The organism is Streptomyces sp. SAI-127, from assembly GCF_029894425.1.
Taxonomy (GTDB): Bacteria; Actinomycetota; Actinomycetes; order Streptomycetales; family Streptomycetaceae; genus Streptomyces.
Window position 1 is genome coordinate 2,620,828 of record NZ_JARXYJ010000001.1, and the last position, 12,054, is coordinate 2,632,881.

General features: G+C 72.3%; 8 protein-coding genes and 2 pseudogenes. 3 read left to right on the forward strand and 7 right to left on the reverse strand.

All coding sequences use genetic code 11. The annotated features are described in order from the left end of the window. Positions 1–99 precede the first annotated feature (99 nt). Positions 100–651, reverse strand: coding sequence for a DUF1707 and FHA domain-containing protein (locus M2157_RS12155; RefSeq protein ID WP_266509522.1), 552 nt, complete (start codon positions 649–651; stop codon positions 100–102). 172 nt (positions 652–823) lie between these two features. On the opposite strand from M2157_RS12155, the pseudogene treZ reads away from it, so the two are divergent. After that, positions 824–2,570: pseudogene (treZ, locus tag M2157_RS12160) on the forward strand (malto-oligosyltrehalose trehalohydrolase). Positions 2,571–2,965: 395 nt separating this feature from the next. On the opposite strand, the gene M2157_RS12165 reads toward treZ, so the two are convergent. From M2157_RS12165 to M2157_RS12175, 3 genes and pseudogenes are all read right to left on the reverse strand, one after another. Beyond that, positions 2,966–3,922, reverse strand: coding sequence for an aminoglycoside phosphotransferase family protein (locus tag M2157_RS12165; protein WP_280865255.1), 957 nt, complete (start codon positions 3,920–3,922; stop codon positions 2,966–2,968). Between the two features lie 46 nt (positions 3,923–3,968). After that, positions 3,969–5,093, reverse strand: a complete 1,125-nt coding sequence (locus M2157_RS12170; RefSeq protein WP_280865256.1) for an aminopeptidase P family protein — start codon at positions 5,091–5,093, stop codon at positions 3,969–3,971. A gap of 116 nt (positions 5,094–5,209) precedes the next feature. Then, positions 5,210–5,864: pseudogene (locus tag M2157_RS12175) on the reverse strand (LysE family translocator). 129 nt (positions 5,865–5,993) lie between these two features. Between M2157_RS12175 and M2157_RS12180 the strand changes: the two are divergent. Further along, on the forward strand, positions 5,994–6,749 hold the full coding sequence (locus tag M2157_RS12180) for a metallophosphoesterase (protein ID WP_280861844.1): 756 nt from the start codon (positions 5,994–5,996) through the stop codon (positions 6,747–6,749). 36 nt (positions 6,750–6,785) lie between these two features. On the opposite strand, the gene M2157_RS12185 is transcribed toward M2157_RS12180, so the two are convergent. Both M2157_RS12185 and M2157_RS12190 read right to left on the reverse strand, forming a co-directional pair. Beyond that, positions 6,786–7,424: a PDZ domain-containing protein gene (locus M2157_RS12185; protein WP_280861845.1), complete on the reverse strand. Its 639-nt coding sequence runs from the start codon at positions 7,422–7,424 to the stop codon at positions 6,786–6,788. Between the two features lie 89 nt (positions 7,425–7,513). Then, on the reverse strand, positions 7,514–8,389 hold the full coding sequence (locus tag M2157_RS12190; protein WP_280865257.1) for a LysR family transcriptional regulator: 876 nt from the start codon (positions 8,387–8,389) through the stop codon (positions 7,514–7,516). 85 nt (positions 8,390–8,474) lie between these two features. Here M2157_RS12190 and M2157_RS12195 point away from each other — a divergent pair, with 85 nt between their 5' ends. Continuing rightward, complete coding sequence (locus tag M2157_RS12195) at positions 8,475–9,209, forward strand: hypothetical protein (RefSeq protein WP_280865258.1); 735 nt, start codon at positions 8,475–8,477, stop codon at positions 9,207–9,209. Between the two features lie 172 nt (positions 9,210–9,381). Here the strand turns inward: M2157_RS12195 and cyc2 are convergent, their stop codons facing one another. Continuing rightward, positions 9,382–11,541, reverse strand: coding sequence for a germacradienol/geosmin synthase Cyc2 (gene cyc2, locus M2157_RS12200; RefSeq protein WP_280861848.1), 2,160 nt, complete (start codon positions 11,539–11,541; stop codon positions 9,382–9,384). Between the last annotated feature and the right edge of the window lie 513 nt (positions 11,542–12,054).

Sequence of the window (12,054 nt, forward strand, 5' to 3'; positions counted from 1 at the left end):
ACAGTCAGTCACGAGTTCAGGGGTACGTCAACACCGCGCGACGGACGGGGTTTTGGGCCGCGACGGCACGTAAATCCCAGGCCAGAGGTGAGGTTGGGCTCAGTTGACCGCGAGCCGGAAGGCCATCCGGCCGAACCCCACCTGATCGCCCTCACGGACGACGGCGGCGCCGATGACCCGCCGGCCGTTGACCGTGGTGCCGTTGGTGGATCCGAGATCCCGCAGGACCCACATGCCTCCCTGACGGCTGAGTTCGGCATGGACCCGGGAGACCGTCTCGTGGGTCAGCCGCAGGCCGTTCGCCGGATCGCGGCCTATGCGCAGCGCGTGGCCGCTGCCGGGGTGCGGCAGCAGCAGCTTGGGCAGGCGCTCGGCCTGCCACGCCCTGCGCAGCCGTACGGTGAAGCCGGAGACGGCCTCGACAGTGCCGAACACCAGTCGGGAGACCCGGCTCTCCTGGGGCAGGTCCGCGGTGAGCGCGGCGAGTTCGTCGGACCGGCGCGCGATGAGGGCCAGCTCCATGCGGCGCACGAACGTGTCGTGCGACAGACGGCCCATGGCGACGCCGTCACGGAGCACCTTCAGCACCTGGTCGCGCTCCGCGTCGGACAGCCGCGCGGGGTACGTGTTGAACTCGAAGGACGACGTCACGTTGGTGATTGTCGGGCAGCGAACCCCGGGTGTCCAGAAAACGAGACAACGCCCGCCGCACGCGCGTAGCTGACGACACCTGCCGCAAAGCGGAGGATACAAAGGCGGATTGATCTCGTTTGACGCACCATGGACGGGCTACATCACGGTGAGCAGACGAAGGGGACCGTCCATGCAGTTCGAGGTGTGGGCACCGAAGGCCGACCGCATGACGCTCCATTGCGAGGGCGCCACGCGCGCACTGGAGCGCGATCCGGAGCGCCCGGGATGGTGGCGGGGCGAGGCGGAGGCCGGGGACGGCACCCGCTACGGCTTCGCGCTGGACGACGGCCCCGTCCTTCCCGATCCGCGCTCGCGCCGTCAGCCGGACGGCCCGGACGGGCTCAGCGCGGTCGTCGAGCACGAGCGGTACGCATGGCGTACGCGGTGGGCGGGCCGTCCGCTGCCGGGCGCGGTCCTCTACGAGCTGCACGTGGGCACCTACACACCCGAGGGCACCCTGGACGCGGCCGCCGCCCGCCTCGAACACCTCGTCGAACTCGGCATCACCCACGTCGAGTTGATGCCGCTGTGTCCCTTCCCGGGGCGCCACGGCTGGGGCTACGAGGGCGTCTCCCTGTGGGCCGTGCACGAGCCCTACGGCGGTCCCGAGGCCCTGAAGCGTTTCGTCGACCGGGCGCACGAGCTGGGCCTGGGCGTTGTCCTGGACGTGGTGCACAACCATCTGGGCCCCTCGGGCAACTATCTGCCCGTCTTCGGACCGTACTTCACGGACACGCACCACACGCCCTGGGGTTCCGCGATCAATCTGGACGCGCCCGGATCCGACGAGGTGCGCGCGTATCTGCTGGCCAGCGCGCTGTCCTGGCTGCGGGACTACCGGATCGACGGACTGCGCCTGGACGCCGTGCACGCGCTCGCCGACACGCGCGCGTGCCACTTCCTCGAGGAGCTGTCGACAGCTGTCGACAGCCTCGCCACCGAGCTGGGGCGGCCGCTGTTCCTGATCGCCGAGTCGGACCTCAATGACCCGCGGCTCATCACGGCCCGCGCGGAGGGCGGTCTCGGGCTGCACGCGCAGTGGAACGACGACTTCCACCACGCCCTGCACACCGCGCTGACCGGTGAGTCGCAGGGCTACTACGCCGACTTCGCCCGCGCGCCCCTGGCCGCGCTCGCCAAGACCCTCACCGGCGGCTACTTCCACGACGGCACCTACTCCAGCTTCCGTGGCCGCAGCCACGGGCGCCCACTGGACCGTACGCGCACGGCGGCGCACCGGCTGCTCGGCTACTCCCAGACCCACGACCAGGTCGGCAACCGCGCCGTGGGCGACCGGCTGGCGGCGTCGCTGTCCCCCGGCCTGGCGGCCTGTGCGGCGGCGCTCACCCTGACCGCGCCCTTCACGCCCATGCTGTTCATGGGTGAGGAGTGGGCGGCGGGCACGCCCTGGCAGTTCTTCACCGACCACACCGATCCCGAGCTTGCCGAGGCCGTACGGGCGGGGCAGGCGGCGGGAGTTCGCGGAGCACGGCTGGGCCGAGGAGGACGTGCCCGACCCGCAGGACCCGGCGACCCGGGACCGCTCCTGCCTCGACTGGTCGGAGCTCGAACGCGAGCCTCACGCGCGCGTACTCGCCTGGTACCGCCGGCTCCTCGCGCTGCGGCACGAACAGCCGGACCTCACCGACCCCGACCTCGCCGACACCAAGGTCGCCTACGACGCGGACCAGCGCTGGCTCGCCTTCCGCCGCGGGGACGTCCGGGTGGCCGTGAACCTCGCGAAGTCGCCGGCGGCGATCCCCCTCGGCCCCCGGGAGGCCGCCGTCCTCGCGGCCTGGGAGCCCGTGGAGGCACCGGGCGCGGACGGGGTGCTGCATGTGCCCGGGGAGTCGTGCGTGGTGCTGCTTCAGTCCTGACGTCACGAAGCCCCTTTCGCTGCCCCGGCTCAAGCCAGGGCGGACACGGGAGCCGGTTCCCGGTGACGGGCGCGTGTGCGGCCATGAGGACCAGGGCGGCCACCCACGCCTGTCCACCGGTGATGTCGTGATCGGTGGAGAAGCGGGCGACGGACGCCCCACCGGAGGGGTGGGAGGACCAGACCGCGAAGCCGAGACGGAAGCCCATGCTGACCGCCCACAGGGCCACCGCGCCCAAGGTCGCCTTGACCGTATGTGCCCGTCCGCGTACCGGACCCGGGTGATCGAGCCTCCTGCCAGCCCGAAGGCCACGCCGGTCCCGGCGAACACGCCGATCAGCACGAGGTCGTTGCCCGCGGTGGGGATGGAGGGTGGAAAAGACCAGGTGGAGACGCCTACAACTCCGCGTCGTCCGGCTCCTCGTCCCGCAGTTCCGTGACGCGTTCCAGCAGGATCGCCTCCCAGGCGCGCAGCAGCCGGGTGCGCAGGAGCGGCAGGAGGGCGGCATCGCGGCCCTCCAGTCCCGCGGCGAGGCGGATCACGGTGTCGCAGCGGGCGAGCCAGAGACCGCGCAGGCAGGGCCGGGCGCCGTACCCGGCGAGGGTGGCGGCGCGCACGGCGGCGGGCGAGCCGACGGCGAGGGCGAGGCCCGCGATGTCCTCGGCGGGGTCGCCGACCACGGTGGCGGTCCAGTCCAGGACGCCGCGCACCCGGCCGTCGGCGCTGATCACGAGGTGTTCGCCGGTCAGGGCGTGGTGCACGAGGACCGCGCTGCCGGGCTGCGCGGCGAGCTGGACCGCGGCCGGCGAGGTGAGCTGCTGGAGCCGGGCCGGATCGAACTCGTCGGCCGCGCGCAGGCGTTCGGCGGCCCGGCCGGCCTCCCGGCGCAGTCGCTCCAGGGAGCGCGGGGCGACGCGTGGGACGCCGAGCGCCTCTGCCTGCCGTACCGGCACCTCGCGCAGCCCGGTGAGCAGCCCGGCAAGGTCGGCCTCGCCGACGGCGGAGACGTCGTGGTCCTCGGCCGAACCGCCGGGCACCTTGGTGTCGAGGGTGTAGGCCAGCCCGGGCGCCCACTCGCCCTGGGCCACGCTGGTCGGCACCGCGACCGGGACGTGCGGGCGGACCAGGTCGCGCAGCCGCAGTTCGCGGCGCCTGCGGGTGGAGGCCGCGCGGTCGCCCGCGAGGCGCAGCACATGGCGGGTGCCGACCCACCAGGTGGAGTGCCCGCCGCCCTCGGCGACGGGCCGGACCTCGGGCCCGCCGGCCTCGCCCGCGCCGGGCGTGTTGTCCTTGAGCAGGGAACGGACCAGTCGGCGGACCGTGTCCGCGGTGGGTGTCGGTGCCTGGGTCATGGTCGCGCCGTAGTCGCTCGGGGGTGGAGGGGCTCCTGGGGTTCGGTCACTCCACTATGACCATCTCGCGGGTGGTGTCGTTGAGCCTGCGGCCGCCGTCCTCGGTGACCGTGACGATGTCCTCGATGCGTACCCCGAAGCGGCCCGGCAGATAGACGCCGGGCTCCACGGAGAAACACATGCCCGGGACGAGGGGCTGTTCCTCGCCCTCGATCATGTACGGCGGTTCGTGTGTGGTGACGCCGATGCCGTGGCCGGTGCGGTGGATGAAGTACTCGCCGTACCCGGCGTCGGCGATGACCGCGCGGGCGGCCCGGTCGACCTCCTGGCAGGGCACGCCGGGCCGTACCGCACGGAAGCCCGCCTCCTGCGCCGCGCGCACGAGATCGTGCACCCGGCGCTCCTCGTCGTTGGGTTCACCGACATGGACCGTACGGGAGGTGTCGGAGCCGTAGCCGTCCTTGAGGCCGCCGAAGTCGAGGACGACCATGTCGCCGCGTTCGATGACCCGGTCGCCCACCTCGTGGTGCGGGTTGGCGCCGTTCGGGCCCGAGGCGACGATGGTGAAGTCGACCTGGGAGTGGCCGAACCGGCGCAGCAGTGCGGCGAGGTCGGCGGCCACCTCGGACTCCCTGCGGCCGCCGAAGGGAACCTTCCTGATCTCCTCGAACGTTGCGTCGGCGGCCGCTCCCGCGGCCGCCAGCAGCTCCAGCTCCGCCGTGTCCTTGACGGCCCGCAACATGGGCAGGGCCGCGGTGAGGGAGGCATACGACGTGCCGGGCAGTGTCTTCTGCAGGCCCAGCAGGTGCATGGCCCAGGCGTTGTCGCTCACGCCGAACCGACCGCCGGCGTCCAGGAGGGCGGCGGTGGCGGCGTAGGGGTCCTTGCCGTCGGTCCAGTCCCGCAGGGTCAGGGCGCTCGCGCCGGCCGCCTTGGCCGCGTCCGGGGCCTCCAGGGTGGGCACGACGAGGACGGGGTCCTGTCCGGGGGCGAGGACCAGCAGGGTGAGCCGTTCGGTGACGGCGGTGGGTGCGTAGCCGGTGAGCCACACCAGGTCCGGGCCGGGGGCCACGAGGAGACCGGCGAGCCCGGCCTCGGCGGCCGACCGCGTCGCGCGCTCCATGCGCGCCCTGTAGTCGTCGGCGGCGAAGGGCGCTGCGGTGCCGGTCATCCGGGCCTCCCTGGGCGGGTGAGGGTCTTACGGCAGCATCCTGCCCGGACGGCGAGGGGCGCGCGAGCCGATCGACACGTCTTTCGGACGGACCGGACGGAGTGCCGGCCCCCGCGTCAGCTCTCCAGGGCCATGCGGACGCCGAGGAGCAGCAGTACGCCTCCGGAGACCTGCTCCAGACGCCGGCGCACGCCCGCGCGGGACAGCACGGCCCGCAACCGGCCGACGAACCACACGTAGAGGCCGTAGTAGCCGACCTCGTAGACCGCCCAGAGCGCGGCCAGCCCGACCTCCCCCACTGCCTTAAGGGCGTGGGAGGTACCCCCAGAGCAGGTGCGGGGCGCCCTCGGGGACGAACTGCGGCAGGAAGGACAGGGCGAAGACGGCCGCCTTGGGGTTGGCGAGGTTGAGCAGCAGTCCCGCACGGTAGGCGGCCCAGCCGGTCCTGCCAGTGCTCTCCCAGCCGCCGTCCGCCGCGGCCGCCTTGGTGCGGCGCGCCTGCCGCAGCGCCTGGATGCCGAAGGCGACGAGCACGACGGCGCCGCCGATGCGCATCACGTCGTAGGCGATCTCGGAGGCGGTCAGCAGCGCGGTCAGGCCCAGCGCGGCGACGACGCCCCAGATGAACACCCCGGTCTCGTTGCCGAGCACGGTCAGGAAGCCGGAGCGTCTGCTGTGCAGCGACTGCTTGATGATCAGCACGGTGCTCGGCCCGGGGGACGCGGCGATGAGGGTGCAGGCACCCAGGAAGGCGATGATCGTGGTCGGCATGGGCTCATCGTGACGCCGACGGCCGGATCCGAACCAGTGGATTTCCCACCCGATTGACGGGAGCGGCTTGATCACGCATTGGCGCTAATGCTTGGATCAAACCAAGCCATTAGAAGAGGGGGTACGGTCGTGCTGGTACTCGCACACATCAGCGATCTGCATCTCGACGGGAGCGCACGGGCGACCGAGCGCGCCGAGCGGGTGCGGGACCGGCTGTGGCGGTTGCCGGGGCGCGTGGACGCTCTGCTGGTGACCGGTGACATCGCGGATCACGGCGCCGAGGCGGAGTACGAGGAGGCCGCGCGGATCCTGGGACTGCACGAGGGCGACCCGCCGTTCCCGGTGCTCACCTGCCCGGGCAACCACGACAGCCGGGCCCCGTACCGCAAGGCCATGCTCCGGCGGGGCGCAGGCGACGGGCCCGTGAACAGCGTGCAGGTGTTCGACGGCGGCGCGGTGCTGATGTGCGACTCCAGCATCCCGGGCAGCGACGAAGGGGCGCTGGACGAGGAGACGTACGCCTGGATCGAGGCGACCCTCGACGAACTGGACGGGAGCCTTCCGGCGTTGTTGGCCTTCCACCATCCGCCGGTGGCGCTGCACCACCCGCTCCCCGACTCCTACCAGCTGGACGGGCCCGGGCGGCTGGCCGCGCTGCTGGAGCGGCGGCCCGAGATCGCCGGACTGATCACCGGTCATGCGCACACACCTGCGGCGACCGTGTTCGCCGGGCGGCCGCTGGTCGTGGGGCCCGGGGTGACCTGGACGCTGCGGCTGCCCTGGGAGGGCGAGCAGATCGCGGACCGGGACGCGCCGGTCGGTCTGGCCTTTCATGTGCTGGACGACGACGGACGGCTCACCACGCACTTCCGGGTGGTCACGTGAACGCGGGCCCGCGACGAGCGTTCACCCGGCAACGGTTCACGTGACGACGCCCGGCACGGCCGTCAACTGCTGGTAGCCGCCGCTGCGATGGCGGACCGTCAGCACGACCTCGCGGCCGGGGCGGGCGCCGGCGACGGCTCGCGCGAGGTCGTCGGCCGTGTCGATCCGGGTACGGCCGACGACGAGGAGTACGTCGCCGCGGACCAGGCCCGCCGTGAAACCCGGGCCCGGGATGTGGACGCCGACCACCATTGCGCCCGACTTCTCGGCGTCCACGGCCTCCAGCCCCAGGGTCGCGGTGACGGGGGCCGGCCGGCGTGGCGGAGCCGAAGCGGAGGAGTTCGCGGACTCCGAGCCGGACGGACCTGTCTGGGAGCGCCGCCCGTCCTGGCCCGGTGCGCCCCGGCCGGAGGCGGCCTGCCCCGGCACTCCCGGCCCGCCCGCCTGCCGTTGCAGTTCGGCCAGTCTGCTCATGCCGATCACTGTGACGGCCACCGTCCCGAGGCCCACCCCCGTCAGCACCAGGACGGCCGCGACGAACAGGCCGAACAGCAGGGTCGTGAGCCGCCGTCCGCGCCGGCGCGCGGCGTGCGGACGCCGGGCGGACCCGGACTTCCCGCCTCCACCCGGTTCCTGACCGGGCATCGGCTTGGGGCGCAACGCAGTCTGTTCCATGGATCGCCTCCGGCTGGATCACCACCGGATGGTGCCTACCCGGCGCACCGGCATGCGACGAGCCACGAACGAGTGAGACTGACGGGGGGTCAGAAGCGGGAAGCGGCCCGAACCAGCAGGTCGACGAAGTCCGCCGCGGCTCCGCTCGGTGCGCCCGCACACACCAGTTCCGTCCGGTGCACGACCCGCGGATGGGCGATCGGCACGGCGACCGTGCCCGGAACACCGGTGGCCACCGGCCGGGGCAGCAGGACCAGGCCATGGCCGACAGCGGCGAGGGCGGTCAGGACGCTCACGTCCGTGCCCTCGTAGCGCAGGGCGCACCGGAAGCCGTGACCGCCGTTCGCGGCGCGGAGGTGAGCCAGCGGCAGAGCGGTGTCGGGCGCGTCGATCCAGCGGGCGTCGGCAAGGTCGCCGAGGCGCAGTCCGGGGCGCCGGGCCAGCGGATGCGTGTCGGGCAGCAGGACGCACACGGGTTCCTCTCCGACGCCGCGTGTGATCAGCGGGGCGACGTCCGGCAGCCGCAGCGGATCACTGGGGGCGACCAGACCATCGGTCAGACCGACGTCGGCCGTGCCGGTGGCCACGGCCGCGGGGACCGCGTCACGGGCCGTCACCCGCAGGGTCACCTCCGCGGCCGGGAGCGCGGCGAGGATCCGCGGACCGAGTGCGGTGGGCGCTGCCGCCAGGGTCAGTCCATGTGCGGGCGCGGCCGCCGTCCTGGCGACGTCCGCGCGGGCCGCGTCCAGTCGCAGCAGCAGCGGCTCCGCGTGTTCGAGGAGCCGCCCGCCGGCCGCGGTGGGGGCGACGGGGCGGCGGGTGAGCAGCGGCGCGCCGAGGTCCTGTTCGAGTGCCGCGATGTGCTGCGACACCGCCGACTGGGTGTACCCCAGTTCGCGGGCGGCCTCGGAGAAGGAGGAGAGGCGGGCGACGGTGACGTAGGTGCGCAGGAGATGCGGATCCATGCGCCCAGCATTGCATCAGAGCTGCTTATCGAGCGTGCAGTAATCATCGTTGGACACGATTCTCGGCGGCCACAAGGATGACGGCATGACGACGAACGCGGCACGGACCGCCCGGATCGCCCTGATCGGCGACCGCTCCCCCAACGTGGTGTCGCACACCCGCATCCCCGGCCTGCTGGACGCCCTCGTCGAGCGCGACCGGCTCGTGCTCGACGCCTACTGGATCCCGTCGGAGGACGCGGGGGACGCCGACGCCGTACGCGGGTTCGACGCGGTGTGGGTGGTGCCGGGCAGCCCGTATCGCAGTGAGGCGGGTGTCCTCGCGGCGATCCGCACCGCGCGCGCGACGGGCATCCCCTTCCTCGGGACCTGCGCCGGGTTCCAGCACGCCCTGCTGGAGTACGCCCGCGATGTCTGCGGACTGACACGGGCGGCGCACGCCGAGAACGACCCCGACGCCGACGACCTCCTCATCGAGCCGCTGGCCTGTTCCCTCGTCGACCACGCGGGCGTGGTGAACGTCGAGCCCGGCTCGCTCGCCCGGTCGGTGATCGGCTCCGAGCGGACCGTGGAGCGCTACTTCTGCGCCTACGGTCCCTCCCGGCATCTGGACACCCTGCGCGCACACGGCCTGCGCTTCTCCGGGCACGACGAGAGCGGTCAGGTCCGGATCGCCGAACTCCCGGGCCATCCCTTCTTCCTCGCCACACTGTTCCAGCCGGAACTGTCCGGCGACGGCTCGCGCCCGCACCCGGTCGTCCGGGCGCTGGCGCGAGCCGCGGTGGAGCACGCCGGGCGCGGAGTGCGTCAGTCCGCGTGACCCAACCGCGCGCGGGGAGCGTCAGCCTGTGTGCCCCTCGCCGTGGCCGCCGTGGGCCCCACCGTGGTCGAACTTCATTGCCTCCGTGGGCATGACGACGAAGGGCACGGGCACGCGGGCGGTCGAAGGGCCCGAGCGGTCGTGACGTCCCCGGCGGCCGGAACCCCAGCCGTCAGCCGGCCAGAGGGAGCGCCGGCGGCCGGTCCGGGAGGAAGCCGTGGGTGCGGCCGGCCAGGTGGTCCTCCTTGTAGCGGTCGACCGTGCGGTGCCAGTGCAGGATGCCCGCCATCCAGTGCTGGAGGTCGGCGACATAGCCCCGCATGATCTCCCGCGCTTCCTCGGAGAGACCGAAGTCGTCGTACACGACGGGCAGTTCGTGCGCGGCGACATGCTCGAACTGCTGCATGCGCTGGGTCATCAGGTCGTGGACGACGCGCAGCGCGGTGGGGTAGTCGATGCCGAAGAAGGTCTGCACGACAAGGATCGCGTTGTGGACCTCGCCCTCGTACTCGATCTCCTTCTGGTAGGAGAAGACATCGTTGACCAGGCATGCGTAGTCGACGGCGGCGTTCTCCAGGGAGCGCACCGGTCCGCTGCGGTAGACCTCCGGCGGGACGGCGGGACCGTGGCCCATCCGGCACAGGCTCATGGTGAGGTCGGACCCGAAGGTGGCGCGCCGCATCTCCAGGTAGTCGACCGGGTCGGGGACGCGGTGCTGGATCTGGTTGGCCAGCTCCCAGACCCAGCTCTCGGTCATCGCGTTCACCGCGTCCTTGAGGGTGCGCCGCTGGTCGGAGGTCATCTCGGCCGTGGTGCGGGCCCACAGGTCGATCAGACCGCGTTCCATGGCGTTGACGGGGACCAGGACCTGCTCGCCGTCCAGGGGCATGCAGTCCGACAGACGCTGTGTGGTCAGGCGGGCGGCGACGAGATCGCGGCGGCCGCCGTAGACGAGCGGGTAGTAGTCGTCGCCGTAGGTTCCCCAGGCGAGCCAGTCCGAGCTGAGGTCGAGGGCCTCGGGGCTCGCGTCCGGGTCGATGCCCGCCGCGCACAGGGGGAGATCGGCCGCGGCGAGCTTGTCCTCGTCCCAGACGCCCTCCTGGAGCATGCCCATGCGGTGCGTCCACTCGATGAGGCGGGGGCGGGCGCCGGGCAGGTGCGGGCTGAGTTCGTTCCGGAACGGCATGTAGAAGTCGGGCAGCAGGGACGGACCGACCTTCTGGAAGGGCACATGCGTGTGGGCGCGCAGCCGCTCGGCGCCGGCCGCGGCGAGCAGGGCGCCGACGTCGGCGGCCGAGGTGCCGGGGCCGGTCAGGGTCTGCCAGGGCGAGGTGGTCTCGGCGCGGGCGTTCATGTAGCGGCTGGAGCGCATGTGCCATTCGTGGCCGCCGGACTGCCAGTCCTGGAGGCCTTGCGTGTATGCGGCGACGGCGGTCAGCTCGCCCGGCGAGAGACCTTTCTCCACGGCGATCGCGGGGACCTCGGTGAGGGCGGTGTGCTCGAACTGGTGGAGGCGGGAGGTGAGGACGTCGTTGACGATGTCGGCGGCCTCCTGGGTGGTGCAGCCGAAGAAGGTCTCCAGGACGAGGACACCGTTGCTGAGCTCGCCCTCGTCCTCGACCTCGCGCTGGTAGGAGAACAGGTCGTTGCGCAGGTGGACGCCGTCGGAGAAGGTCTCCATCAGCACGCGCAGCGGTCGGGTTCCGGCGACGGACGGCGGTACCTCGGCCGTCGCGTACTCCACGAGACCGGCCGACCAGGGGGCGCCGCCGACCTTGCGGCGCATCTCGATGTACTCGACGGGGTTGGCGATCCGCCCCTCGTTGATGTTGGACAGCTCCCACAGCGACTCGTTGAGCAGGTGCTCGGTGGCGACGGCGAAGCGGCGGCGCCAGTCGGCGGACATCGACGGCACGGTCCGCGTCCACAGGTCGGCGAGGCCGGCCTCGACCGGGTTCTCCGGCTCGGGCATCGGGGTCGACAGGTCCATCGGCATGAACAGCGGCAGGCGGTCGAGGTAGGCCTTGCCGCCGGCGCGGTCCTGGGTGCGCTTGAAGATCTCCAGGAAGTGGTCGTCGAAGAAGAACACCCACACGTACCAGTCGGTGATGAGGGAGAGGGCTGGGCCGTCGCAGTCGGGGTGTGTGTAGGCGCAGAGCAGGCCGTAGTCATGCGCGTCGAGGTCGGACTGCTCCCAGATCCCGGACCCCTCCAGCATGCCCATCTCGCGCGCCCACACGGTCGAGTGGGCGCGGGCCTCGTCGACGTGCGGGTTCAGCCGGGCGGGATACGGCATGTAGAAGTGCGGGAGTTCGAAGGGCTGCTGCGTCATGAGCCGGGCCCTACCCAGGACGCTCCGGAGGCATCCGCCCCGGCACACATGATCACACCATCGCGTGAATCCGGACCGAACTCGGGAGTTCTCGGCGGGACTTGTGGCGTTGATCTCCACGCGCGCAGACTTCACCCGTTCAATCCGTCTCCCTGCTGCGCACCGCCCGCCCCACCTGCGCCCGCAGTGCGACGAACTCGGGCAGTCCCCGGGTGGCGATCTGGTCCCGCCGCCCGGGGAGCCGGACCGGCGGGTCCCGCACAATCCTCGAGCCGGGTACAGGGGCAGGATCAGAACGCTGGTCACCAGCCGGATCCGGGTGGTCGCCCCGGCCACGGCGGACAGCATGACCAGCGGATCCGGGGTCACGCCCACCGCTCCCGCCAGCAGATGGCTGCTCGCGATGAGATGGTCGAAGCCCAATTCCTCGGCGGTACGGGCGGTTTCGAGGACGCCGTCGAGCTCGTCCTCGTGCGCGGGCCACAAGCGGTGCGGTGCGACTCCCAGACGCAT

Bases quoted from the DNA above. Each gene is read 5' to 3' on its own strand.
- M2157_RS12165 (WP_280865255.1), bottom strand. From the start codon at position 3,922: ATGACCCAGGCACCGACACCCACCGCGGACACGGTCCGCCGACTGGTC.
- M2157_RS12170 (WP_280865256.1), bottom strand. From the start codon at position 5,093: ATGACCGGCACCGCAGCGCCCTTCGCCGCCGACGACTACAGGGCGCGC.
- M2157_RS12190 (WP_280865257.1), bottom strand. From the start codon at position 8,389: ATGGATCCGCATCTCCTGCGCACCTACGTCACCGTCGCCCGCCTCTCC.
- M2157_RS12195 (WP_280865258.1), top strand. From the start codon at position 8,475: ATGACGACGAACGCGGCACGGACCGCCCGGATCGCCCTGATCGGCGAC.
- cyc2 (WP_280861848.1), bottom strand. From the start codon at position 11,541: ATGACGCAGCAGCCCTTCGAACTCCCGCACTTCTACATGCCGTATCCC.
- M2157_RS12185 (WP_280861845.1), bottom strand. From the start codon at position 7,424: ATGGAACAGACTGCGTTGCGCCCCAAGCCGATGCCCGGTCAGGAACCG.